A 24,972-nucleotide genomic window follows, 5' to 3' on the forward strand; every position below is an offset into this window, starting at 1 on the left:
AAACACGAGTTATCAGAGTGACATCTAGTAACTAACAAAATCGCCAGAGGCGGTTTTGCACAGCGAGGAACGCTGGCCCTGTAAAGGGTAAGTATCAGGAAGATACACGTAACAGAATCGGTGGAGCGGTAGTTCAGTTGGTTAGAATACCTGCCTGTCACGCAGGGGGTCGCGGGTTCGAGCCCCGTCCGTTCCGCCACCCTATTTAGGGGCGTAGTTCAATTGGTAGAGCACCGGTCTCCAAAACCGGGTGTTGGGAGTTCGAGTCTCTCCGCCCCTGCCAGATAAATAAATAACCCTTCGTGAAAGCGAAGGGTTTTTTTATGTCTAAAAAATCTGTGCCATATCGGTTTTTATTTCTGCGCCGTATCGGTTTGTGCTGTTGGCTACATTCTGAGTGTGTTTTATCCATCCCCTCCTTGCTGTAATGATTTCTACTCTTCTATTTTGGGCTTATCTCCGCATTGGCTCGATGACTTGAACGAGTTTCTCATGCTTGAACAGGCATCCTTATTTACCGTATTTCATTTTAAAAATTCAAAAAAATCCAAAAGGTAACGTTCCCAATGCATACCTATTTAGCTGAATTTATGTACAAAATGATTGTTATTCTGTGGTGTGACACTGCTCATTATTACTTTTACAAAATGTACTAAAACTAATTAACATTTCAGCTATCAGGAAGCTCACCTTAAAAAACATAATGTGTTTTTCGACCGACATTATCTGCAAATTGGCCGAAGTTCAGGGTTGTTAATGACCTGAATGATTATCTTAACTGTTCTTTGGAATAGTAGTGAGTCAACGGCCCGACGATGGCAAGTGAGGAGATAAATATGTACAGGCGTTTACTGTTAGCAGCAGCTGTAACAGCGGCAATGTGTAGTGCAGTTCAGGCGGCTCCGTTAGTCGTGGGCTTCTCTCAAATTGGTTCAGAATCCGGTTGGCGCTCGGCGGAAACTAAGGTTTCTAAGCAAGAGGCGGAAAAACGCGGGATAACATTAAAGATCGCGGATGCTCAACAAAAACAAGAAAACCAAATAAAAGCAGTGAGATCGTTTATCGCTCAAGGCGTTGATGCCATTTTTATCGCACCTGTGGTGGCAACAGGCTGGACACCAGTTTTACAGGAAGCAAAAGAAGCTAAAATCCCCGTATTCTTGCTCGACCGTATGATCGAAGTGAATGACCCTTCTTTATATACCGCAGCGGTTGCTTCGGACAGCGTTTATGAAGGCAAAGTCGCAGGCGAGTGGCTTCTGAAAGACGTAGCAGGTAAACCTTGTAACGTCGTTGAACTGCAAGGCACGGTTGGTTCTAGCGTGGCGATTAACCGTAAGAAGGGTTTTGCTGATGGAATAGCCTCAGCTCCTAACGTGAAGATTATCCGCTCTCAATCAGGTGACTTCACCCGTAGTAAAGGCAAAGAAGTCATGGAGAGCTTCATTAAGGCTGAGCAAAACGGCAAAAATATTTGTGCCGTGTATGCACATAACGATGATATGGCGATTGGTGCCATTCAAGCCATTAAAGAGGCCGGCCTGAAACCCGGTACAGAAATCAAAATCGTCTCTATCGACGGTGTTCCTGACATCTTCAAGGCAATGAGTAGCGGTGAAGCAAACGCGACAGTTGAGTTAACACCAAATATGGCAGGTCCTGCTTTCGATGCATTAATTGCGCTGAAGAAAGATGGTACTCAACCACCTAAATTTATCCAAACAGAGTCCCGCCTGTTGCAGCCAGATACGGCCAAGCAGGAATATGAGTCTAAGAAAAGCCTAGGTTATTGATTCAAATGGCGGGCTTGCCCCGCCTCTTTTCGTCACCTGTATTTAGGCAATATCTGAGTCGTTTTTGAACGTGGGTACATCTGATGGAAACACTGCTAGAAGTCCGTGGTTTGTCAGTTGAATTTCCAGGTGTTAAGGCATTGGATTCTGTCGATTTTTCTCTGCGTCGCGGTGAAGTGGTTGCGTTGTTAGGGGAGAACGGGGCCGGGAAATCAACGTTAATCAAAGCATTAACCGGGGTCTATAAACGTAGCGCCGGTGAAGTTTATTTGGATGGCAAAGCCATTTGTCCTGTTGATACCGCTGATGCTCAGAAAATGGGAATTGGTACGGTATACCAAGAGGTCAATTTACTGCCTAACATATCGGTTGCAGCCAATCTTTTTATTGGTCGCGAACCTTTGCGTTGGGGATTCATTGATCATCGGACGATGAACGAGCAGGCGGCGAAGCTGCTGACAGGCTATGGCTTAACGCTGGACGTACAGCAACCATTAGCTAATTTCTCTATTGCGATACAGCAAATTGTCGCGATTGCTCGAGCCGTTGACCTATCAGCAAAAGTCCTGATTCTGGATGAGCCAACTGCCAGTCTAGATGCTAAAGAAGTCAGTATGTTACTGGATATTTTGCGCCAGTTACGCGACCAAGGCATTGGCATGGTATTCGTAACCCATTTCCTTGATCAGGTTTACCGGATTAGTGATCGTATTACTGTATTTCGCAACGGCAAACTCGTCGGCACGAAAGCAACGGCAGAACTCCCCCGTATTGAGTTGGTCCAGATGATGCTGGGACATAGCTTCGATGAGCAATTACTGAAACGGGGCGAACATAATATTGCCGCCGGTAACCCATTGGTTGAGTTTAAAAACTATGGCCGTCGTGGTGTGGTAGAGAGTTTTGATTTATCTGTTTCACCCGGTGAAATCGTTGGGCTAGCAGGGTTATTAGGCTCTGGACGCACTGAGACAGCACAGCTCATTTTTGGTGTCACCACACCTGACACAGGCGAAGCGAAGATACAGGGGAAACCCGTCAAAATCAGAACGCCGCGCAAAGCATCAAAATTCGGATTTGGTTATTGCCCCGAAGATCGCAAGACGGACGGTATTGTCGGTGCGGCGACAGTTCGAGAAAATATTATTTTGGCCTTACAGGCTCAACGCGGGTGGTTACGGCCCCTTTCGATGCGTGAGCAAACTCAAATCGCTGAGGAATTTATCCAGCAACTTGGTATTCGTACCCCAAGTCCCGAGCAACAAATCCAGTATCTCTCCGGTGGAAATCAGCAAAAAGTATTATTAGCTCGCTGGCTTGCCACAAAACCACGATTCTTAATTTTAGATGAGCCTACACGCGGAATTGATGTGGGAGCACACGCTGAAATTATACGGTTGATAGAGAAGCTATGTGACGAAGGACTGGCACTGTTAATCATCTCATCTGAATTAGAAGAATTGGCGGGTTATGCCGATCGCGTCATTGTCCTGCGTGACCGTCGACATATTGCACAACTCGAACATGGTGAGATTTCCGTCCCTGCGATTATGCAGGCGATTGCGGTGTAATAAGGAGTACCTCATGGTGAATAGGAGCCTATCGATGCCGCAACGACCGCGTAAAGTTAAATGGGTTTTGCCAAAAGGTGCCACTCAATTTGGTGCTCTGGCGGTCATTTTATTAATCGATAGTTTGGTTGCACCGCACTTTTTCTCGATTCATATTCAGGATGGACGGCTGTTCGGCAGCATTATTGATATCTTAAACCGAGGCGCGCCAGTCGCGTTACTGGCTCTGGGGATGACATTAGTTATCGCGACAGGCGGTATTGATTTATCTGTTGGCGCGGTAATGGCAATCGCAGGCGCGACAGCGGCGACATTGACGAGCGCAGGGCAACCATTACCGACCGTGTTAGCTGCTGCAATCGCTGTTGGCGCGTTATGTGGGTTATGGAACGGGTTCTTAGTGGCGGTGTTTCAAATCCAACCGATTGTTGCCACGTTGATGCTCATGGTGGCAGGGCGAGGCATCGCTCAGCTCATTACAGAAGGGCAGATTGTCACATTTGATAGCGGTGGCTTGGCGGAATTAGGCAGCAGTACCTTGATGTATTTGCCAATGTCCGTGGTCATCGCGTTTAGCATGCTGATTATTGTGTGGCTATTGACCCGCAAAACAGCACTGGGGCTATTTATTGAGTCAGTCGGCATTAACCTTCGCTCAGCGCGCAATGCGGGAGTCAGTACTCGGTTAGTGCTTATTGCGGTGTATGTGATTTGTGGTATCTGCGCTGCGGTCGCGGGAATCATTGTGACCGCCGATATTCGTGGTGCGGATGCCAATAATGCAGGTTTATGGCTTGAGTTAGACGCGATTCTGGCGGTTGTTATTGGCGGTGCATCTTTAATGGGGGGACGTTTTAACCTTCTGCTCTCGGTGATTGGCGCTTTGATTATTCAGGGGATGAACACTGGGATTTTACTCTCAGGTTATCAACCCGAATTTAACCTCGTCCTTAAAGCTATCGTGGTATTAGCCGTCTTGGTGGTGCAGTCACCGATGATCTCATTTAGTCATATCTTCCGGAGGCGAAAATAATGTTAAAGCGCAATATTCCTTTGCTGATTACTATCGCCGTTTTTATTCTGGGATATGCATTTTGTCTTAGCCAGTTCCCCAGTTTTTCATCCACCCGTGTCTGGTGCGATTTACTCACTGATAATGCCTTTCTGGGGATTGTCGCGGTAGGGATGACTTTCGTTATTTTATCCGGCGGTATCGATTTATCTGTCGGCTCAGTGATTGCGTTCACGGGTGTATTGCTGGCGAAATTGATCGGCACATATGGCATTCATCCCGCGTATGCCTTTGTGATTGTGCTATTTATGGGAGCGATGTTTGGTGGATTGATGGGTTGGATTATTGATTCCCTAAAGCTCCCTGCGTTTATCATCACCTTAGCTGGGATGTTCTTCGTGCGAGGCATGAGTTTTATCGTATCCGAAGAGTCTATTCCTATTAACCACCCGATTTACGGCACATTAGCGAATTTTGCTTGGAAGATCCCAGGTGGGGGGCGATTCACCTTACTTGCCTTCATCATGTTAATGGTGGTGGCATTTGGCGTTCTGCTGGCTCACCGAACACGTTTTGGCCATAACGTCTATGCGATAGGGGGCAACAGTGTTTCTGCTGCGTTGATGGGGGTTCCAGTCAGAAAAACCACCATCAAAATCTATATGTTATCGAGTACTCTCGCGGCCTTATCGGGCATTGTATTCTCGCTCTATACCTCTGCAGGGTATGCATTGGCAGCCAGTGGCGTCGAACTCGATGCGATTGCGGCTGTTGTTATCGGCGGAACATTACTCACTGGCGGCGTCGGTACTGTCTTTGGGACTTTGTTTGGCGTGCTGATTCAGGGCTTGATACAGAGCTACATCACTTTTGACGGCACTCTCAGCTCATGGTGGACTAAAATTGTTATCGGCATTTTGTTATTTAGCTTTATTGCGATTCAGAAATTGATGAGTGCGTTTTATTTAAACCGCCGAGCACGTCCTCAGTCACCGCCGCTTAATCCTGTGTAGTGCTTTGTGTCGCGTTATTTATGGGGGTTTTTAATAGCTGCCGAATCAATGGTTGCTGATCACTATTTTGCAACCAAACGGCATACAGTGGCCGCATAATGACGGGGATATCAGCGTTCGCAATGAGCTGAGGATATTCTGTTTGCCAATGTTCAGGCAGGAATGCGTAGCCATTAGTCGTTTCTAAGAGTTGCCGAGTAAGATGAGCTGAGGTAGTTGTTAATACCGGTATCTGCTCACTGTCGAGTATCCGACTCTCTTGCTGATGGAAATCAGCTCCCCATTCAAGTTTTATATAGGGTGCCTCATTTGCATTTTCATGCTCATTTTTGGCATCAATATCTTGTGGTAAATCAACGGGTATTGCCGAAAAAAGCCGTAATGAAAAATGCCCTAATAATTGGCTCGCTAACTCATCCATCTTCGGTGGTTCGGTCGTCATCAACAAATCCAGTTGCCGTTCATGTAACTGTTTTACCAACGATTGCCGTAGGGCAATACGCGCTTCAAGGTGCAATGAGCCTCGCTGGTTGTATAGCTGTTGCAACCATGGGGTAAGATAAGCCTCCCAGAGTGAAGCGGTAGCACCGATGGATAACTCGGTATGTTGCGGCGAGTGAGCAACCTCTTTTTTAGCCAATTGCCAAGTACTCATCAGTGTTTCGGCATAGGGAACTAATCGTTCACCTGCCGGAGTCAGACGAATATTATTGCGGTGGCGCGTGAATAAATTTGCACCTAATTGATTTTCCAATTGACGAATACGAAAACTCACCGCCGACTGCGTTAAGTACAAAGATTCTGCTGCGCGACCAAAGTGGCGAGTTCTACTGACCTCCAAAAAGGTTTTCAGTAATTCAGTATCCACACCCATCTCCAATTATTTTTGTCGTTAAGATTTAAATGTTTTGTTTTACACGATGTCAAGCGTATCTAATACTCCGCGCCATAAACAGCACGACCATAAAAGAGTTAGGAGCGTGTCAGATGGCGGAAAGCTTCATCACGACCAATCGTTTTTTTGATAATAAACATTATCCTCGCGGGTTCTCGCGTCACGGCGATTTCACCATTAAAGAGGCGCAATTACTAGAGCGCCATGGTTACGCCTTCAACGAACTCGACTTAGGTAAACGCCAGCCTGCAACGGAAGAAGAACAGCTATTTGTTGCTGTCTGTCGCGGTGAGCGTGAACCCGTCAGTGCAGAGGAAAAAGTCTGGTCAAAATATGTGACCCGGACTCGTCGTCCTAAACGTTTCCACACGCTATCAGGCGGTAAGCCGCAGATGGATGCGGTGGAGGATTATACTGATAGCGATGATTAGCTGCATTCACTTACCCGAATCACTGACTTGGGTATGAGTATAGCGACTGAAAAATAGGGGGCTTTTGCTCCCTTTTTTCATTTTTAGTCATCCGCTACATCAAACTCTTATGCAACTGCAACAATAGCCGGTCCATACAACGATAGCTTAGTGCTTCAGAAAGATGATGCTTTTGAATGCTATCTTCCTGAGCAAGGTCAGCAATCGTTCGGGCCACCTTCAAGATAGAGTGCCAAGCACGCACCGATAATCCCAATTTCAGCAAAACTTGTTCAAGAAAAATGGCGTTTTCAGGCGTTAAATAACAATATTCGGCAACTTCTTGGCTATTCAACTCGGTATTAATCTTTCCGGCCCTATCAAGCTGCTTTTGCCTTGCCTGCAATACCCGCATCCTAACTGTTTCGCTCGTTTCCCCTTGATTCTTTTGTGCGCCAAGCATCCCTGCGGGAAGTAATGGGACTTCTATCGATAAATCAAACCGGTCCAGAAACGGACCAGACAGCTTTGCCAGATAGCGCAGAACTTGCTGGGGTGATGTCCGGTTATGCACCCCCTGATAGTGACCACTGGGGCTGGGGTTCATTGCGGCGATCAGTTGTACTTTTGCTGGGAAGCAAACTTTGGCTGCCGCACGGGAAATGATAATTTCACCTGACTCCAAAGGCTCACGGAGTGAGTCTAATACACGGCGCTCAAACTCCGGCAATTCATCCAGAAACAAAACCCCATTATGGGCCAGCGATATCTCACCGGGGCGAGGGATAGAACCTCCACCGATGAGCGCGGCCATCGAGGCACTATGATGAGGGGCTCGAAAAGCACGGCAACGCCATTGTGCCGGCAGTTCGTTGGTGTGCCGCAAGCCATTGATAGCGGCAGCTTCCAGTGCTTCTTGATCCGTCAGGGGCGGCAGAAGCCCCGTTAACCGATTTGCCAGCATGGTTTTACCTGTTCCCGGAGGCCCGAGCAGTAATAAGTTATGGCCTCCGGCTGCGGCAATTTCCAACGCACGTTTAGCCTGTGATTGGCCGATGATATCTTGCAAGTCCAGCTTGTTATCCCAAGAGGGGGATGATGCTAAATATTGCCCCTGAGCAAGCGTGTTCTCACCTTGTAAAAAACCGCATACAGCCAATAAATGATCAGCAACCCAACTGTTACTTTGTGGGATCAAACCCACTTCATGGCTGTTGGCTGTCGGAAGAATTAATTGCCGCTGATCATCACGACTGGCGAGTGCTGCCGGAATTGCGCCGCTAACGCGCCTTAGCGCACCTGAAAGGGCAAGTTCACCCAAGAACTCATAGTGCGTTAGTTTATCCGCAGGAATCTGTTCTGATGCGGCCAGTATCGCTAATGCGATAGGGAGATCATAACGACCCCCTTCTTTCGGTAAATCTGCCGGTGCCAGACTGACGGTGATTCGTTTGGCGGGAAAGGTGAAGCCGCTATTGATCAATGCGCTCCGAACCCTATCACGCGCCTCTTTTACCGTTGTTTCGGGTAGGCCGACCAAGACGAGGCCGGGCAACCCATTGCTGATATGGACTTCTACCGTCACATTGGGTGCTTGAATCCCCAATGTGGCCCGAGTGTGGATAGTTGCTAGTGACATCATGCATTCCTTTGCTGTCGATACCGCAGCCGAGATAGTGTCCCAGTATTTTTTTCTGTGTGCGGAAAAAACTTGGGATTGCGAAACCTCCCGAGAAGTTTCGTTGCAACGGGGAGTGCAGAATTTAAAATTGCGGCCAATCACGCAAAAAAAGACCAGTCTACTGATGTGGCTTTTACTGATTGATAAATAAAATATTTGTGGCGTTTTATGTGTGTGCTCACAGAATAATAATTTAAATAAATATTGTCAGGTGACCAATAACTGTGATAACTCTGTAGGTATTCGTTCGACACAAGACAGATGAACAACCTCATTATGAAAGCAATCGTCCAAGTGATTAACCTAGTCCTAATTAGCGTGGTGGTGATTATTATCCCACCGTGCGGGGCTGCACTTGGACGAAGAAAGGCATAAAAATCAAGCCTTAATCTCAAGAGAACCCCCGCACCGAAAGGTCCGGGGGTTTTTTTATTGTTACGTTAAAGACGCGAGGAACATAAAATGCACAACAGAATAAAATCCTGTGCCTCCCGCAAAAGGTCGGGGAAATAACTATGAATGGTGCTCAGTGGGTGGTTCAAGCGTTGCGTGCGCAGGGTGTTGACAAGGTATTCGGCTACCCAGGTGGTGCGATCATGCCTGTGTACGACGCTTTGTATGATGGTGGTGTCGAGCATTTGCTCTGCCGCCATGAGCAGGGTGCTGCAATTGCCGCGATAGGTTATGCACGTGCAACCGGTAAAGTCGGTGTGTGCATTGCCACTTCAGGCCCTGGAGCCACGAATCTGATCACCGGTTTGGCGGATGCCTTGCTGGACTCTGTTCCCGTTATTGCGATCACCGGTCAGGTGGGTTCTGCCCTGATTGGCACTGATGCTTTTCAGGAGATCGACGTACTCGGCTTGTCACTGGCCTGCACCAAACACAGTTTCCTCGTTGAATCTCTGGAGGCGCTGCCGGGTATCATGGCTGAAGCATTTGCCATCGCGACCAGCGGCCGTCCGGGACCCGTTTTAATTGATATTCCTAAAGATATTCAGTTAGCTGTGGGTGAGTTGACCCCGCATCTGATGCCGGTTGAAGAATACCTCGTTGATTCTGCCGCTGAGTTACAGCAAGCATGGGATATGCTGGCGACGGCTAAAAAACCCATGCTGTACGTCGGTGGTGGTGTGGGCATGGCACAGGCCGTACCTGCATTGCGCGATTTTATTGAGACGACGGATATCCCTACGGTTGCCACCCTGAAAGGTTTGGGCGCACCTGATGCTGAGCACCCTTGCTATCTTGGGATGTTGGGGATGCACGGCACCAAAGCGGCGAACTTTGCCGTACAAGATTGTGATTTGTTGATTGCGGTTGGCGCGCGTTTTGATGACCGCGTAACCGGCAAACTGAATACCTTCGCCTCAAAAGCAAAAGTTATTCATATGGATATTGACCCAACTGAATTAGGCAAACTGCGTCAGGCACACGTGGCATTACAGGGCGATTTGAAAGTGTTACTGCCCGCGCTACAACAACCACTGAATATTCAACCGTGGCGCGATGAAGTTATAGCGTTAAAAAAGCAGCATAGCTGGCGTTACGATCACCCTGGGCAAGCGATTTATGCCCCGTTGTTACTGAAGCAAATTTCTGAGCGCAAAGCCCCGCAAACCGTGGTGACAACGGATGTCGGTCAGCACCAGATGTGGACAGCGCAACATATGAGCTTTACCCGCCCTGAGAATTTCATCACCTCCAGTGGCTTGGGTACGATGGGCTTTGGTGTACCTGCAGCGGTGGGCGCACAAATGGCCCGTCCCGATGATATGGTTATCTGTGTCTCCGGCGATGGCTCGTTTATGATGAATGTTCAGGAATTGGGCACGATAAAACGAAAACAATTGCCGCTGAAAATCGTGTTGTTAGATAACCAGCGATTAGGGATGGTTCGACAGTGGCAGCAGCTGTTTTTTGATGGACGTTATAGCGAAACCAATCTTTCTGATAACCCCGATTTCATCACTCTGGCCAGTGCTTTTAACATCCCCGGCCAACGTATCACCCGAAAAGACCAAGTCGACGCCGCCCTGGATGCGCTGTTTAACAGCGAAGGCCCTTATCTGCTCCAGGTTTCCATCGACGAACTCGAAAACGTTTGGCCGTTAGTGCCGCCAGGCGCAGGTAATGAAACCATGCTGGAGAAAATCTCATGATACAACATCAACTCTCTATCCAAGCCCGCTTCCGCCCTGAAATGTTAGAGCGCGTATTGCGGGTTGTGCGGCACCGCGGGTTCCAAGTTTGTGCTATGAATATGTCGCCAACGATTAATGATGAGAATATTAATATTGAATTGACCGTTGCCAGCCAACGGCCTGTCGATTTACTGTCTTCTCAGCTGAGTAAGCTTATGGATGTCGCCTGCGTCGAAATCCTACAACCTAATTCATTACAGATACGCGCCTAATGCGCGACAAGGAAAGAAAAGAATGACGAAGAAAGCTGATTACATTTGGTTTAACGGTGAGATGGTTCCGTGGGCAGAGGCGAAAGTTCACGTGATGTCTCACGCGTTACACTATGGCACGTCAGTCTTCGAAGGTGTTCGTTGCTACGATTCCCATAAAGGGCCGGTTGTTTTCCGTCACCGCGAACACATGCAACGCTTGCATGATTCAGCCAAAATTTACCGCATGCCGGTCTCTCAGACGGTTGATGAGCTGATGGAAGCTTGCCGCGAGACACTGCGTAAAAATAATCTGACCAGCGCCTATATCCGCCCATTAGTGTTTATCGGTGATGTAGGCATGGGCGTCAATCCGCCAGACGGCTATAAGACCGATGTCATTATCGCGGCATTCCCGTGGGGAGCTTATCTGGGGCCAGAAGCGCTAGAGCAAGGCATTGACGCTATGGTCTCCTCATGGAACCGTGTCGCACCTAACACGATCCCAACCGCCGCGAAAGCTGGTGGTAACTACCTTTCTTCCTTGCTGGTGGGCAGTGAAGCACGTCGTCATGGCTATCAGGAAGGGATTGCGCTAGATATCCACGGTTTCCTATCTGAAGGTGCCGGCGAGAACCTGTTTGAAGTTAAAGATGGCATCTTGTTTACGCCGCCGTTTACCTCTTCTGCATTGCCGGGGATTACCCGCGACGCCATCATCAAACTGGCGAAAGATATGGGGCTGGAAGTGCGTGAGCAAGTGTTATCACGTGAATCTCTCTACTTGGCGGATGAAGTCTTCATGTCCGGTACTGCGGCTGAAATTACACCCGTGCGCAGCGTAGATGGTATTCAGGTGGGTATTGGTAAACGCGGCCCTATTACCGGCAAGATTCAACAGGCGTTCTTTGGCTTGTTCACTGGTGAGACTGAAGACAAATGGGGTTGGTTGGATCAAGTCTACCCCGACTCATCAGCGAAGTAATTGCTAGCAGACATCGCAGGTGGTTCGTTCGCCACTTGCGACACAGGTTATTAGCAACATGACAGGCTATTTGCATCACAATCAATTAGTTGAAACACAACCCATTATTTGCAACACCGAATTGATGTGCAAAATAAAAAAAGCGGAGTAAAGAGACAATGCCAAAGTACCGTTCCCATACCACCACCCATGGCCGCAATATGGCTGGCGCCCGCGCACTGTGGCGCGCTACCGGTATGACCGATGATGACTTCGGCAAACCGATTATTGCAGTGGTTAACTCATTTACCCAGTTTGTACCGGGCCACGTTCATTTGCGCGACTTAGGCAAACTGGTTGCAGAGCAAATTGAAGCTTCTGGTGGCGTGGCGAAAGAGTTCAACACCATAGCGGTGGATGATGGGATCGCAATGGGTCACGGCGGCATGCTCTACTCCCTGCCTTCGCGCGAATTGATCGCCGATTCCGTTGAGTACATGGTGAACGCCCACTGTGCGGATGCCATGGTGTGTATCTCTAACTGCGACAAAATCACCCCAGGGATGCTGATGGCATCTCTGCGACTGAATATCCCCGTGATCTTTGTGTCCGGCGGCCCAATGGAAGCCGGCAAAACCAAGCTGTCAGACAAAATCATTAAGTTGGATCTGGTGGATGCCATGATTCAGGGGGCGAACCCTAATGTCAGTGATGCCGACAGCGAGCAAATCGAGCGCTCAGCCTGCCCAACCTGCGGCTCCTGCTCAGGGATGTTTACCGCGAACTCCATGAACTGCCTGAATGAAGCGCTGGGCTTAGCCTTACCGGGTAACGGTTCACTACTGGCAACCCATGCTGACCGTAAGCAACTGTTTCTAGATGCCGGTCAGCATATTGTTGCGCTGACCAAACGTTATTACGAGCAGGATGATGTCAGTGCCTTGCCGCGCAGCATCGCCAATAAAGCGGCATTCGAGAACGCCATGACGCTGGATATCGCGATGGGCGGCTCAACCAATACCGTGTTGCACTTACTGGCTGCGGCGCAGGAAGGTGACGTTGATTTCGACATTAGCGATATTGACCGCTTATCCCGTCAAGTCCCGCATTTGTGTAAAGTCGCGCCGAGTACGCAGAAATACCATATGGAAGACGTACACCGTGCGGGTGGGGTGATGGGGATTTTAGGCGAGCTTGATCGTGCTAACCTGCTGAATCGAGAAGTGAAAAACGTTTTAGGGCTGACGTTGACCCAAACGTTGGACACCTATGATGTGATGCTGACCAAAGACGAAGGCGTGAAGCAGATGTACGCCGCAGGTCCTGCGGGTATCCGCACCACGAAAGCGTTCTCGCAAGATTGCCGTTTCCCATCACTAGACACTGATCGTGAAGACGGCTGTATTCGTACCCGCGAACATGCCTATAGCCAAGATGGTGGCTTAGCCGTGTTGTACGGCAATATCGCCGAAAACGGCAGTATCGTTAAAACCGCTGGCGTCGATAAAGAGAGTTTGATCTTCCGCGGCCCCGCTAAAGTGTACGAGAGCCAAGATGCGGCGGTAGAGGCGATTCTTGGTGGAAAAGTGGTGGCCGGTGATGTGGTCGTTATCCGCTACGAAGGGCCAAAAGGTGGGCCAGGGATGCAGGAAATGCTCTATCCAACCACTTATCTGAAATCCATGGGATTAGGCAAAAGCTGCGCATTACTGACAGATGGCCGCTTCTCTGGTGGCACATCAGGGTTGTCTATCGGTCACGTGTCACCAGAAGCAGCCAGTGGCGGCTTGATTGGTTTGGTGCAGGATGGTGACTTTATCAACATTGATATTCCTAGCCGTGGCATCGTATTGGATGTGAGTGAGTCTGAGCTGGCTGCTCGTCGTGAAACTGAAGAGGCCCGTGGCGCTGCTGCATGGTCACCGAAAGCCCGCGAACGTCAGGTTTCTTATGCACTGCGCGCTTATGCCTTATTGGCGACCAGCGCGGACAAAGGTGCTGTGCGCGACAAAAGTAAGCTGGGAGGCTAATCCCCATGGCGGTATCACAACCCTTATCCGCTGCCCCCTGTGGGGCAGAATATCTGCGTGCGATACTTCGTGCGCCGGTGTATGAGGTGGCGCAAGTCACCCCACTGCAAGCGATGGAAAAAATCTCGTCTCGCTTGGGTAATACCATTTTGGTGAAGCGGGAAGATAGGCAGCCGGTGCACAGCTTTAAGCTACGCGGAGCTTACGCGATGCTGGCGAGCCTGACTGAAGAGCAGAAAACGTGTGGCGTGATTACCGCTTCTGCGGGTAACCATGCACAAGGGGTGGCGCTCTCAGCCAGCAAGCTAGGCATCAAAGCGTTGATTGTGATGCCAGTGGCGACTGCCGACATCAAAGTGGATGCGGTGCGTAATTTTGGTGGTGAAGTGCTGTTGTTCGGTGCCAATTTTGATGAAGCCAAAGGCAAAGCTATCGCACTATCCCAACAGCAGGGTTATACCTTTATTCCCCCTTTTGATCATCCAGCCGTGATTGCAGGACAGGGAACACTGGCCATGGAGTTGCTCCAGCAAGATGCACATCTCGATCGGGTGTTTGTTCCGGTCGGCGGCGGTGGGCTGGTGGCAGGGGTCGCCGTGCTGATCAAACAGTTGATGCCGCAGATTAAAGTCATCGGAGTCGAAGCGGAAGATTCGGCCTGTTTACGCGCAGCGTTAGATGCAGGTAAACCGGTCGATCTGGCCCGTGTTGGGCTGTTTGCTGAAGGTGTGGCGGTGAAGCGTATCGGTGATGAACCTTTCCGTCTGTGTCAGGAATATCTGGACGAAGTGATCACGGTCGACAGTGATGCTATCTGTGCAGCGGTCAAAGATTTATTTGAAGATGTGCGTGCTATCGCTGAACCCTCAGGTGCCTTGGCACTGGCGGGCCTGAAAAAATATGTGCAGCAGCACAATATTAAAGGCGAGCGCTTAGCCCATGTGCTTTCGGGCGCTAACGTTAACTTCCACGGTTTACGTTATGTGTCTGAGCGTTGTGAACTGGGCGAACAGCGCGAAGCACTGCTGGCTGTCACTATTCCTGAGCAAAAAGGCAGCTTCCTACGTTTCTGCGAATTGCTAGGTGGTCGTTCAGTGACGGAGTTTAACTACCGTTATGCTGACGCGGATAATGCCTGTATTTTTGTTGGGGTGCGTTTGACGCGCGGTTATGCGGAGCGGGCAGAGATCCTCGCCGAGTTGCAGGAGAAAGGTTATCAGGTAGTGGATTTGTCTGATGACGAAATGGCGAAACTCCATGTGCGTTATATGGTGGGGGGCCGTCCGTCAAAACCATTGCGTGAGCGTCTGTACAGTTTTGAATTCCCCGAGTCACCGGGCGCATTGCTGAAATTCCTGCATACCTTGGGCACGCATTGGAATATCTCGCTCTTCCATTATCGTAGCCATGGCACTGATTTTGGCCGTGTATTGGCAGGGTTTGAGTTGTCTTCATCTGAACCGCAATTTGAGCAACATCTTGCCGCGTTAGGCTATGACTGCCATGACGAAACAAATAACCCCGCATTTAAGTTTTTCTTAGCGGGTTAGCAGTTATATTGCAACGGGCCCTCATATCTAATGATCGATAGAGGGCTTAAGTCATTTTTTCTAGCGGCTCATTGAGCCGTTTTTTTATGCGTCTCATTCAAGTCATATAAATTTGTGAATCATTTAGATCATATTAATGACAGATAGAATATAAATTGAATATTCTCAGGTTAACTGTCATTAGTTTTTCTTGTTCGACATGTAATTTCGTTTACTTTCTTATTAATTATCATGTTGTCAGTTGGCTAGAGATAAAATCGTTAGCGTCTAAGTGTACACGACAATTTTTTGCCTGATACAAATAATTATCACTTTTACTTATTGTGACCTTAGATAAATAGAATCATAAAAATAAATTATTTTAATCTCATAAACAATATAGGTATCTCTATGAACGATAAAAATTCTTACGACCATCATACTGTTAGACGCGACGGTATTAATTTGGAAAACCAGCCGATTAAAGAATACAAAGATAAACGTGGGAATGTGTTACGAGATAAATTTGATATTCACGGAAAATTGATTTGGCGTGAAAAACTGGCTTATAACAAGAACGATAAAACAACCTCAAAAGTTATTACACAATTTACCCGTAATGATAAAGGCTCGATAATTAATCGTCATGATGAGATTTATAGTGCGTCTGGCGAGTTAATTGAATGCAAAGAGCTCGTTAGATCGGGGAGTGGTGAGTCTGCTATAACGAGAAGATCAGAGTGTCAATATAGTGATGGAAATGTAGTCCTTAAAACTGAAAAAACACTTGATTCTAGTGGTAGTATTTTGAATGAAACTAAGCAGTATTTTTATTTTCATCCAGATGGGAGTCTTACATACAGTCATTTGTCTTTATATAAGGATGGGATCTTAGATGGAGTAATTAGGGAAGAAAGCAAGGGGTGGGATGGTGATGAAGTAACTTATAGCGAGATTAGTCACCATAATGGCAAGGAAGAATTGATTTCCATTTGCAAAAGAGAATATTCTAATAAGGGCGGAAGAGATGGGGATGTTAGTTATAAAGACAGAAGATATAATAATAGTGATGAGTTAGTTGAGATTGTAGAACTATCAAAATCATTTAATAAAGATGGGCTGTCATATAGTGTTAATGAGATGTTTTATTCTTCCGAACAAGATTTATATAATGAAAAAGAATCTAAGGTAATTGACAGCGAATTTGACGCTTCAGGTAATTTAATTTTCAGCGATACAACTATTGATAATAAGAAAGTAACGATACATCAAGAATTTGATTCTTTCGGTGAGTTAAAGTCAAAAGAGGAAAAGACCCAACTCACTCGTGATGGGCTGACTTATCAGGAGAATATATATACTTACGATGCTAATGGCGTTGAAATAGATGTGGTTGAGATAACTCACACCTATGATTATTCTAGTCGTAAGTTACAGTCGTCATATGAGTTCCACCGGACTAATGACTCTAAAGGTCAGATGACGAGTTCAATTGAAATACGTAAAGAATATGACTCTAGTGGTAACTTAATATCTAGCATTGAAGATAAGAGTGACCCTGCTGGGGAGTTAGTTAGCGACTCTACAAAAGAGTCAATCTCTAGTTCTGAAAATAAAGTGACTGAACATACGACAGCAACGCAAAAATATAATGACCAAACAACCGGAAAGTTTACAAAAAAAGAAACATCTGATGTTGATGGGAATTTTACTGAAAGAAATAAAGACATATATGACGAAAATGGAATACGAATTAAGAGTGTGACGATAAGTGAAAAAATCAATTCTGCTAGTAACAGAACTTACCTAGCTGAAGAGATTCAAGAGTTTGGCTATGATGGAAAATTAATCGTCAAAGTCGTTGATAATTATGAGTTCAAATTCGGTTCGGATGGAAAACTTCTCTCCCAAACGCAATTAACGCAAGAATTTAATTCAGATGGTGTTCTGACTTTCTGTTCTGGAGGCGAATATAAAGCTGATGGACATAAGACTAAAGACTTTAGTGGCACTAGTGGGCACGATGGGGAACATCGTCATCTAGAGCACCAGTATGAGACGTTAGACCATTTGATGAGTGCGATGAATAGCTTTGACCTCAATGAGGGCGTGCCTACATCGGTAGAGACTCATTTTATGTCCGCTATGAAGCCGAATACACTGGTGGCACCGGTATAAGCAATCTTCAGTTCTACCGCGGCTGAGTTCAATTACAGCAGCCCCCAAAACGCTTCTATCAACGGCTCATTGAGCCGTTTTTTCGTTACGCAAACACCCAACTCAAATGGCTCCACCAGTGAGACATCATCCAGCAGCGAAATACGATTACGCACTGGTTCGGGGCTATTATCCACCACGACTGATGGGATTAATGCCACGCCGCAGCCCAATGCGACCATCGACACAATCGCCTCATGACCAGAGACGGTTGCATAAATTAATGGGCTAGTGATGCGCTGGCGACGAAACCATAAATCGATACGTTTTCGTGAGGGACCATGCTCCGGCAATATAAACGGGATGTTAGCCCAATCAGGCTGATCGATGGATACCTGAGATCGCACCGCGCAAGGCAGGGCAGGTGCAATCAGCACTAACGGAATTTCGCCAATCTGGGTAAAGGCCACACTGCTGGGGAGAACTTCAGGGCGGCCTGCAATCCCAAGATCAGCCTCATTAGATTGCACCTTATCGACAGCATCGGCAGCATCGCCAGTTGTGAGCTTGATTTCAACCAGTGGGTGGCGAGCCCGAAAGCGATCGAGAATGGGCGGTAAGTGGCTGTAAGCTGCAGTGACCGAGCAAAAAAGCCGTAGCTCGCCACTCAATGATGGCCCATGTTGGCCCAAAGCATGGCGCAATTGCTGGTACTGGAGCAATGTCTGTTGTGCAAAAGCCTTTAATTGGGCACCTGCATCGGTCAGTTGCACGGTGCGATTGTCGCGCAAAAAAAGCGGCTGGCCGATGGTCTCTTCCAAGCGCTGGATCTGGCGCGAAAGGGTAGAGGGACTGACGTGCATGGCTTTAGCTGTGCGGCCAAAGTGGCGGCTTTCAGCTAAATGCAGGAACAATTTTAGGTCACGTAAATCCATCACAGGCAGCCTCTTGGTTGAGAAGCACCATTGTATTGCATCAGGATTAAGCTGTATTGCAGAATCTGCAATATGACATTGTTAATATATCAATTTCAGCAATGTGTTTCCTGTCATATAGTGAATGCAAGGTTATCCCCTACACCCATAAAACAGAATTGAACGGAGTAATACCATGGCTAACTATTTCAACACCTTGAACCTGCGTCAGCAGTTGGCGCAATTAGGTAAGTGTCGCTTTATGGCACGTGACGAATTCGCCGATGAAGCAAGCTACCTTAAAGGTAAAAAAGTGGTGATCGTGGGCTGTGGCGCACAAGGCCTGAACCAAGGCTTGAACATGCGTGACTCCGGTCTGGACGTGGCTTACACCCTGCGCAAAGAAGCCATTGCTGAGAAGCGTGCTTCATGGCGTAAAGCGACGGAAAACGGCTTCAAAGTAGGTACCTACGAAGAGCTGATCCCACAGGCAGATTTGGTGGTTAACTTGACGCCAGACAAACAGCATTCAGCGGTTGTTCAAGCTGTTCAACCACTGATGAAAGATGGCGCAGCACTGGGTTACTCCCATGGTTTCAACATCGTTGAAGTGGGCGAGCAAGTGCGTAAAGACATCACCGTCGTGATGGTTGCGCCAAAATGCCCAGGCACCGAAGTGCGCGAAGAATACAAACGTGGTTTTGGTGTTCCGACATTGATCGCGGTTCACCCAGAAAACGACCCTAAAGGCGAAGGCATGGCCATTGCTAAAGCTTGGGCTGCGGCAACGGGTGGTCACCGTGCCGGTGTACTGGAATCTTCATTTGTTGCTGAAGTGAAATCTGACTTGATGGGTGAGCAAACTATCCTGTGCGGTATGCTGCAAGCCGGTTCACTGCTGTGCTTCGACAAATTGGTTTCTGAAGGTACTGACGCGGCATACGCTGAAAAACTGATTCAATTCGGCTGGGAAACTATCACCGAAGCCTTGAAGCAAGGCGGTATCACACTGATGATGGATCGCTTATCCAATCCAGCAAAACTGCGTGCTTATGCGTTGTCTGAGCAGTTGAAAGAGATCATGGCGCCTCTGTTCCAAAAGCACATGGATGACATCATCTCAGGTGAATTCTCCAGCGGCATGATGGCTGACTGGGCGAACGATGATGCAAAATTACTGGGCTGGCGTGAAGAGACAGGCAGAACTGCCTTTGAGAATGCGCCACAGTTTGAAGGCAAAATTTCTGAGCAAGAATATTTCGACCACGGCGTGTTGATGATTGCGATGGTAAAAGCCGGTGTTGAATTGGCATTCGAAACCATGGTTGATTCTGGCATTATCGAAGAATCTGCTTATTACGAATCCCTGCATGAATTACCGCTGATTGCGAATACCATTGCACGTAAGCGTCTGTATGAAATGAATGTGGTTATTTCAGATACCGCCGAATACGGTAATTACCTGTTCGCCAACGCAGCCGTGCCGTTACTGAAAGGTAAATTTATGGATTCCCTGCAAGCGGGCGATTTGGGTAAAAGCATCGCCGGTTCTGCGGTCGATAATGCCCAATTGCGTGATGTTAACGAGGCTATTCGCCAACATCCAATCGAATCTGTCGGTCATAAACTGCGTGGGTATATGACGGATATGAAACGTATTGCAGTTGCGGGCTAAAATATTCTTGTTCGTAAGTTAGCTGTCTAGCTTCACGACAATAATTGAGTCAACGTAAAACGCCGCCATTGATTAATGGCGGCGTTTTTTTATCTATCCGACAAAAACAAACCAGAACTGCGTACTGTTATTTTAAATGACTACTCAGGGGCTTACTGTTGCCTGAATCATCGATTAAGACAAAATCTAAAGCCGTACTGCTGCTCGTGGGTAAGTGATTGAGTGGGAAGTCGAGTGTAGAAAAAGGGGCGACCATATCAGGCAATGCTTCCGACGAACCTAATTTTATTGAGGCCAGAGACGCATAATAAGGTGTGGGGTTATTCACTTTAATCAGTGCAGTGTCACCGTTGCGCACTAAAGAAAAAGTTAATGCTTTGCCTAAGGTATCTTCCGGTGCGGGTATATCCTTTGGTCGATAAAAGATTTTGTACTGCATACGTAAGGCGAGGGTAACGAAAGATTCATCCTCAACTTTAGTGGTGGTCTTCGGCGGAATTTCGTAAACGTTAAGCCAAAATGCAGACTCTCTATCGACAGGTAATTTACTGGCCCCTGATAGAATTAACCGCAAACTGCGCTGTGCTTGCGGTTGTAACCGAAATAACGGTGGCAGCACTAATACTGGGGAAATCGCTTTCTCCGGTGTGGCCAGCAAATCACCATCATCTACCCAGACCTGCACTGCGACTGGGTAGCTGTTGCTGTTGACCAGTTGCAGCGATTCTTCGGTGCTGCCTCCGCTAAAGATGACCCGTGTTCTTTCGGCTATCACGCTGGCCATCGCTGGCACACTGCTGGCCATCATCAGCAAAAGGAGCGAACAGTTGATTCCACGATTAACGCGTTGGATAAGCACGTTATTGGACTCGAATAACCACTTGCGCATGTGCATTCACCGCTCCCGCTGTCACCGTTTGCCCGCTGATCTTGCTTAACTCAGCCCGAAAGTTCTCCGTGTAGCTATTCCCCCCCGACACCGTGCCAGTTATCTGTTGTGCACCTTGGAAAATGCCATACCAGCCACCATTATTACCTGTTTGAGTCACATTCTTTGATAACAGATACATCGGACTATTATTACGGTAAATACGGATGCCAACTCCGCTTGCCATTCCCGCAGCACCGTAATTTTCAGAAACTAAATGGCTGATACCACCACTGCCATTCATTAATCCTAACGTTTGTGCTTTTGCAACACTGGCCGCGGGCACCAAAAAACCCATTGCCACTGTACCCGCGGTGACACCTGAATTAATGCCTGTTTGACACTGAAAATCCACATTAAAATCCGCAGAGCTGGTATTACCATTGTTTAACTCGGCGACAGAAATCCTGGGTAAAATAACTGTCGGCGTAAAGTTAGTGACCGCACATATTGTTGTGCGGCGAAAAGTCATATAATTGTATAGCCCGATGGAAGCAGGCCAAGTCCCATACCAACCAGGCCAATTTGATACTGAGTCGGTGCCTTCAACTGGGCCACTTATCCCTGGGCCTTTAAAAGCAATATAGGCATTTGGCTGGGTATAGGCATAGGCATATGAAGCCACATTATAAGCCCCTGCGCGGGTATAGTTTATGCGAAAAAGCTCAGTATAAAGATTACTGAAATTCTTCGCTTTGACTAAGATACGGCCAGTACTGTCCGTATCAAGTCCCGTTAAACGGCGTCCTTTCCACAAGCGAGAGTAATATTCACCGGTTGAAAGATTTGTCAGTCGAATCACGACATTGGCGACAACGGTGGCAAAACCATAGGGAACATTACCCGCGATGGCACCATCTTCATTTTTGCCACCATAGTCATTATCTCCGTTAGTGGCATACATTTCGAATAGTTGGTCGACATCTGCCGCCGCACAACGAAAGAGTACGCGTTCAGGGTCATAACCCGTATTTAAGGCGAAAGTGGTGAAATCAGAAGTTGCAGCCGCTAATAGCGTACCATCTGGTTGAAAATTGGCATTGGTACTGAGATCGATGACACTCGGTAAGCCAAGTGAGCCATTATTATTGTCCAGTGAACCTGCCCATGCTCCCGCCGTGCCATCGCCAGCGCTAAGCTGGTTTTGCGCTGTAATTTTGGTGCAGGCTGACCATACAGGTGTGCTGCATAGCCCTAGCAGTGCCATCATTCCCGCTATCATGCAGGCGCGACGATAACGCGTTGCGACCGCTGATGGCGGAACTTCGCAAGATAGTAATGGTACTTTTTGTCTAAACATTATTTCTCTCGCATCGTTAACGGCGGCAACTGCCGATTAAATGGATAATATCTTGCTCGGCTTCTTTTGAATCAAACGCATAAGGTAATTCGCATTGTTCATTGCTGTTATCGCCCCAGCGAACATAGAGTGATCCTTTTTTATCCTTCACCCTTGCGTAGATCTGATTGCCTTGACCCACCATACCAACAAGCTCGTCTTTTCCGCTGTAGACATCTGCACCGAGTGGTAACCCCTCACCTTCAGCCGCTTGGGTTTGGATCAATACAGCGTAGCCGGTTAAGGTTTCAAATTTCACTTTAACTGCTGCGCCAGAATAAGGAACCACGCGCCCCTGATTCTCTTTCAGTTCCGTATTACGATTAATCCCTTTCGTATCTAAACCAATCGTATTGTAATTGTAGGGTGTGAGTGATGGCACCAGCGCAAAACCGTTACTATCAATCCTCGCCCCTTGCGAATTACGCACGGTCGCACCTTGGGCACCATCGGCTTCAATTAAGCCAAAAGTCTCACCCAAATAAGGCCCCAATGTCAGGCCTTGGCTATGAATAACCGCCGCACCACGTGCACCCGCCCCATATTGGGTATAATTACTGCCACGAGAATAGCTACCATTGACTGTCGCATTAGGGAACTGCTGCTGCACATTCGCCCCCCAAGTATTCGAACTGCCACTTATATTGCTGTCGTCGTAACCCGCATTGACGGAATAGTTAAAGCTATTTCGTTCACCGGCAGTACCTGATAGTGACGTCTGATAGTTATTACCACTTTTTGGATTACGGTTGGCAGACAGGGATAAATACTGATTCCTGTTACCTATATTCAATGGAATCGACACTGTCAACGACGCGATATTTTCGGTATTGCCATAACGCGTTGATGTCGTTGTGGCATCAGTCTCATCGGTATCCCAGTTATAGAGCGTTGAAGTATAAATCGTACGTTGGCGACTAATGGCCACGTTATAACTGATGTCGCGATAACTGTTTGAGTAATTAAGCTGTAACTGCGTGTCCCGCTGAGTATCGTTATAATAATCGCTGGTTGATGCTGATGCCGACAGTTGCCCATAGCCGCCCAGTGACTGATTTATGGTCGTCGTAAACTGGCTGCGTTGCTTATAAGTGGATGAATCCCAGTTTCCGCCATTCTTTTCTACTGAGCGCACACCGAAAACATCATTTAAGTCGCGATAGCCTTTTGTTGAATAACGATATCCAGCCAATGAGAAGGAAGTCCCCGTTTCATTAAATGTTTGGCTATAGGTAGCCTGCATTCGCCAGCCATCCTGAGTTTGATCATTTTCAACTTTAGCGTGGGAATAAGTGGTATTGAGACCAAATGCACCAACGGGGGTCCCTAATACCCCCCCAACAAGTAGTGCCGTATAATCTTGTGCTAAACGAATCCCACTGTTGGCCGTTAATTGATTCGTTAGACCGCGTTCGTAGGTGAAGTCCGAGAAATAGCTATCGATATCGGTGAAATCACGTGATTCCCCAACAACGGCATTATAACGGCTCACACCTGGGCGCATTGAATCGGGTACGGCACTAAACGGCACGGTAAATGTGGAGCGAGTGCCATTTGCCTCTATTACCTCAACATTGAGGTCACCTTGGCTAGCAGTGCTATATAAGTCGTTAATAACAAATGGGCCGGGTGCGACGTTGGTTTCATATATTTCCTGCCCATTCTGGCGAATAACCACTCGCGCATTACTCGTGGCAACACCACGGACTTCTGGCGCAAAGCCACGCATGGACTCTGGCCACATACGTTGGTCAGTCGCCATTTTAGCGCCACGAAATGACATGGTGCCGAATAATGTACTATCGGTAAATGTTTCGCCCAGCGTTAATTGACTATCGAGTTGTGAAATAGGGCGTTGCACATAAGTCCGGATATTATTCCATTGTGTATCGCTGTTCGTTGAATTACTGGCATAGCGCACGTTTGATTGTTGACGAATTTGCCACAGCCCTAAGTTCAAGCCACCTTTAAGACCCAGAAACCCGTAATCAGAAGTATTATTTTGTGTGCCCTGTGTTTCGCTGCGATAAAAGTTAGTGCTGTAGTTAACAAATGCGAGGTTCTCCCCTTCGTCCCATTCCGAGCGCTCAATATAGCCTCGAGGCTGCTTTTTTAATAAAGCTTGTGGAATAGAGAGTTCTAAGCGCAGCTTGGCTTGATCAAAGTGGAATGAGGCCCCTTTTACCCGTTGAGACAGCGGGATACATTCGCCTGTTGAGGTTTCTGCCGTGGAATTTGAAGGTGCTGGCTCCGGATTGGTCGCATCAGCCACATGAGGTTCTTTCTCCATGGCACTGTCACTACCGATAACTTTAATACCTGCAGCCGTTAAGAACTCATCGCTCAGACAGGGGTGAACCTCTGATGAATCAGTATCCTTAACAAACTTAATTGTCGTACGTTTATACTGTTTATTATTGATCAAGACATCGACAGCATCGTAATTACCCGCTGTTGTGGCATTCTCTTTGTTAAGTTGACTCAGCCCCGCGGCAAAATTTGTGCCTAAAAAGAGAGACTCGTCAAACTCTAGATTCTGTGATGCTTCCTGAGCTAAAACAGTATCAACATGCAAGATTAAGCTGATACATAACGTTAATGCTTTCTTACGACCAGAAAATTTCGTCTTGAATATGCTGCGTGCAAAACCCATAAATATTCCCTTA

At 47.5% G+C, this 24,972-nt stretch carries 19 protein-coding genes and 2 tRNA genes; 15 read left to right on the plus strand and 6 right to left on the minus strand.

Features of this window, described 5'->3' with window-relative positions; genetic code table 11:
- Positions 1-122: 122 nt before the first annotated feature.
- The 6 genes from BN68_RS20770 (at position 123) to yjfF (ending at position 5,389) form a co-directional block, all read left to right on the plus strand.
- Positions 123-199, plus strand: a tRNA-Asp gene (locus BN68_RS20770).
- Positions 200-207: 8 nt separating this feature from the next.
- A tRNA-Trp gene (locus tag BN68_RS20775) sits at positions 208-283 on the plus strand.
- Between the two features lie 553 nt (positions 284-836).
- Positions 837-1,793: a galactofuranose ABC transporter, galactofuranose-binding protein YtfQ gene (ytfQ, locus tag BN68_RS20780; protein ID WP_019213113.1), complete on the plus strand. Its 957-nt coding sequence runs from the start codon at positions 837-839 to the stop codon at positions 1,791-1,793.
- Positions 1,794-1,876: 83 nt separating this feature from the next.
- Entirely contained in the window at positions 1,877-3,364 is a 1,488-nt protein-coding gene (gene ytfR / locus BN68_RS20785; RefSeq protein WP_019213114.1) for a galactofuranose ABC transporter, ATP-binding protein YtfR, read from the plus strand.
- Positions 3,365-3,377: 13 nt separating this feature from the next.
- The gene (gene ytfT, locus BN68_RS20790) at positions 3,378-4,397 is read left to right on the plus strand and encodes a galactofuranose ABC transporter, ATP-binding protein YtfT (protein WP_072084854.1); all 1,020 of its coding nucleotides are present in this window, start codon (positions 3,378-3,380) and stop codon (positions 4,395-4,397) included.
- Positions 4,397-5,389, plus strand: a complete 993-nt coding sequence (gene yjfF / locus BN68_RS20795; RefSeq protein WP_019213116.1) for a galactofuranose ABC transporter, permease protein YjfF — start codon at positions 4,397-4,399, stop codon at positions 5,387-5,389. The genes ytfT and yjfF overlap by 1 nt, the downstream gene beginning before the upstream one ends.
- Here the strand turns inward: yjfF and hdfR are convergent.
- On the minus strand, positions 5,376-6,257 hold the full coding sequence (gene hdfR, locus BN68_RS20800) for an HTH-type transcriptional regulator HdfR (protein ID WP_019213117.1): 882 nt from the start codon (positions 6,255-6,257) through the stop codon (positions 5,376-5,378). The two genes, yjfF and hdfR, sit on opposite strands and share 14 nt — an antisense overlap.
- A gap of 119 nt (positions 6,258-6,376) precedes the next feature.
- Here hdfR and BN68_RS20805 point away from each other — a divergent pair, with 119 nt between their 5' ends.
- Positions 6,377-6,715, plus strand: coding sequence for a DUF413 domain-containing protein (locus BN68_RS20805; protein WP_019213118.1), 339 nt, complete (start codon positions 6,377-6,379; stop codon positions 6,713-6,715).
- Between the two features lie 94 nt (positions 6,716-6,809).
- Here the strand turns inward: BN68_RS20805 and BN68_RS20810 are convergent, their stop codons facing one another.
- A complete protein-coding gene (locus BN68_RS20810) occupies positions 6,810-8,333 on the minus strand; it encodes a YifB family Mg chelatase-like AAA ATPase (protein ID WP_019213119.1) in 1,524 nt (507 codons plus the stop codon).
- 318 nt (positions 8,334-8,651) lie between these two features.
- Between BN68_RS20810 and ilvL the strand changes: the two genes are divergently transcribed.
- From ilvL to BN68_RS20845, 7 genes are all read left to right on the plus strand, one after another.
- Positions 8,652-8,750, plus strand: a complete 99-nt coding sequence (ilvL, locus tag BN68_RS23540; protein ID WP_071822504.1) for an ilv operon leader peptide — start codon at positions 8,652-8,654, stop codon at positions 8,748-8,750.
- 140 nt (positions 8,751-8,890) lie between these two features.
- On the plus strand, positions 8,891-10,537 hold the full coding sequence (ilvG, locus tag BN68_RS20820) for an acetolactate synthase 2 catalytic subunit (protein WP_019213121.1): 1,647 nt from the start codon (positions 8,891-8,893) through the stop codon (positions 10,535-10,537).
- Positions 10,534-10,791: an acetolactate synthase 2 small subunit gene (ilvM, locus tag BN68_RS20825; protein WP_019213122.1), complete on the plus strand. Its 258-nt coding sequence runs from the start codon at positions 10,534-10,536 to the stop codon at positions 10,789-10,791. The genes ilvG and ilvM overlap by 4 nt, the downstream gene beginning before the upstream one ends.
- A 22-nt stretch (positions 10,792-10,813) precedes the next feature.
- Positions 10,814-11,755, plus strand: a complete 942-nt coding sequence (locus tag BN68_RS20830; protein ID WP_019213123.1) for a branched-chain amino acid transaminase — start codon at positions 10,814-10,816, stop codon at positions 11,753-11,755.
- A 158-nt stretch (positions 11,756-11,913) separates the two neighbouring features.
- A complete protein-coding gene (ilvD, locus tag BN68_RS20835; protein WP_019213124.1) occupies positions 11,914-13,764 on the plus strand; it encodes a dihydroxy-acid dehydratase in 1,851 nt (616 codons plus the stop codon).
- Positions 13,765-13,769: 5 nt separating this feature from the next.
- On the plus strand, positions 13,770-15,314 hold the full coding sequence (gene ilvA / locus BN68_RS20840) for a threonine ammonia-lyase, biosynthetic (protein WP_019213125.1): 1,545 nt from the start codon (positions 13,770-13,772) through the stop codon (positions 15,312-15,314).
- A 390-nt stretch (positions 15,315-15,704) separates the two neighbouring features.
- Entirely contained in the window at positions 15,705-17,471 is a 1,767-nt protein-coding gene (locus BN68_RS20845; RefSeq protein WP_019213126.1) for a hypothetical protein, read from the plus strand.
- A 32-nt stretch (positions 17,472-17,503) separates the two neighbouring features.
- On the opposite strand, the gene ilvY is transcribed toward BN68_RS20845, so the two are convergent.
- On the minus strand, positions 17,504-18,385 hold the full coding sequence (gene ilvY, locus BN68_RS20850; RefSeq protein WP_042807061.1) for an HTH-type transcriptional activator IlvY: 882 nt from the start codon (positions 18,383-18,385) through the stop codon (positions 17,504-17,506).
- 175 nt (positions 18,386-18,560) lie between these two features.
- On the opposite strand from ilvY, the gene ilvC reads away from it, so the two are divergent.
- Complete coding sequence (gene ilvC / locus BN68_RS20855; protein ID WP_019213127.1) at positions 18,561-20,039, plus strand: ketol-acid reductoisomerase; 1,479 nt, start codon at positions 18,561-18,563, stop codon at positions 20,037-20,039.
- A gap of 127 nt (positions 20,040-20,166) precedes the next feature.
- Here ilvC and BN68_RS20860 read toward each other — a convergent pair whose 3' ends face one another.
- The 3 genes from BN68_RS20860 to BN68_RS20870 form a co-directional block, all read right to left on the minus strand.
- Positions 20,167-20,934: a fimbrial biogenesis chaperone gene (locus BN68_RS20860; protein WP_042807062.1), complete on the minus strand. Its 768-nt coding sequence runs from the start codon at positions 20,932-20,934 to the stop codon at positions 20,167-20,169.
- A complete protein-coding gene (gene stbD / locus BN68_RS20865; RefSeq protein WP_019213129.1) occupies positions 20,900-22,177 on the minus strand; it encodes a fimbrial usher protein StbD in 1,278 nt (425 codons plus the stop codon). Before stbD ends, BN68_RS20860 begins: the two co-directional genes overlap by 35 nt.
- Positions 22,178-22,283: 106 nt before the next feature.
- A complete protein-coding gene (locus BN68_RS20870) occupies positions 22,284-24,959 on the minus strand; it encodes a fimbria/pilus outer membrane usher protein (protein WP_019213130.1) in 2,676 nt (891 codons plus the stop codon).
- Positions 24,960-24,972: the final 13 nt, after the last annotated feature.

Origin of the sequence: Yersinia massiliensis CCUG 53443, assembly GCF_000312485.1 — a bacterium.
In the GTDB taxonomy this organism is placed as follows: domain Bacteria; phylum Pseudomonadota; class Gammaproteobacteria; order Enterobacterales; family Enterobacteriaceae; genus Yersinia; species Yersinia massiliensis.

What these genes read in the sequence shown, in the direction of transcription:
- ilvY (WP_042807061.1), bottom strand. Translation starts at nt 18,385, where the DNA reads ATGGATTTACGTGACCTAAAATTGTTCCTGCATTTAGCTGAAAGCCGC.
- ilvD (WP_019213124.1), top strand. Translation starts at nt 11,914, where the DNA reads ATGCCAAAGTACCGTTCCCATACCACCACCCATGGCCGCAATATGGCT.
- ilvC (WP_019213127.1), top strand. Translation starts at nt 18,561, where the DNA reads ATGGCTAACTATTTCAACACCTTGAACCTGCGTCAGCAGTTGGCGCAA.
- stbD (WP_019213129.1), bottom strand. Translation starts at nt 22,177, where the DNA reads ATGATGGCACTGCTAGGGCTATGCAGCACACCTGTATGGTCAGCCTGC.
- BN68_RS20845 (WP_019213126.1), top strand. Translation starts at nt 15,705, where the DNA reads ATGAACGATAAAAATTCTTACGACCATCATACTGTTAGACGCGACGGT.
- BN68_RS20860 (WP_042807062.1), bottom strand. Translation starts at nt 20,934, where the DNA reads ATGCACATGCGCAAGTGGTTATTCGAGTCCAATAACGTGCTTATCCAA.
- ytfT (WP_072084854.1), top strand. Translation starts at nt 3,378, where the DNA reads ATGGTGAATAGGAGCCTATCGATGCCGCAACGACCGCGTAAAGTTAAA.
- BN68_RS20830 (WP_019213123.1), top strand. Translation starts at nt 10,814, where the DNA reads ATGACGAAGAAAGCTGATTACATTTGGTTTAACGGTGAGATGGTTCCG.
- ytfR (WP_019213114.1), top strand. Translation starts at nt 1,877, where the DNA reads ATGGAAACACTGCTAGAAGTCCGTGGTTTGTCAGTTGAATTTCCAGGT.
- yjfF (WP_019213116.1), top strand. Translation starts at nt 4,397, where the DNA reads ATGTTAAAGCGCAATATTCCTTTGCTGATTACTATCGCCGTTTTTATT.
- ilvA (WP_019213125.1), top strand. Translation starts at nt 13,770, where the DNA reads ATGGCGGTATCACAACCCTTATCCGCTGCCCCCTGTGGGGCAGAATAT.
- ilvG (WP_019213121.1), top strand. Translation starts at nt 8,891, where the DNA reads ATGAATGGTGCTCAGTGGGTGGTTCAAGCGTTGCGTGCGCAGGGTGTT.
- ilvL (WP_071822504.1), top strand. Translation starts at nt 8,652, where the DNA reads ATGAAAGCAATCGTCCAAGTGATTAACCTAGTCCTAATTAGCGTGGTG.
- ytfQ (WP_019213113.1), top strand. Translation starts at nt 837, where the DNA reads ATGTACAGGCGTTTACTGTTAGCAGCAGCTGTAACAGCGGCAATGTGT.
- ilvM (WP_019213122.1), top strand. Translation starts at nt 10,534, where the DNA reads ATGATACAACATCAACTCTCTATCCAAGCCCGCTTCCGCCCTGAAATG.
- BN68_RS20810 (WP_019213119.1), bottom strand. Translation starts at nt 8,333, where the DNA reads ATGTCACTAGCAACTATCCACACTCGGGCCACATTGGGGATTCAAGCA.
- BN68_RS20870 (WP_019213130.1), bottom strand. Translation starts at nt 24,959, where the DNA reads ATGGGTTTTGCACGCAGCATATTCAAGACGAAATTTTCTGGTCGTAAG.
- BN68_RS20805 (WP_019213118.1), top strand. Translation starts at nt 6,377, where the DNA reads ATGGCGGAAAGCTTCATCACGACCAATCGTTTTTTTGATAATAAACAT.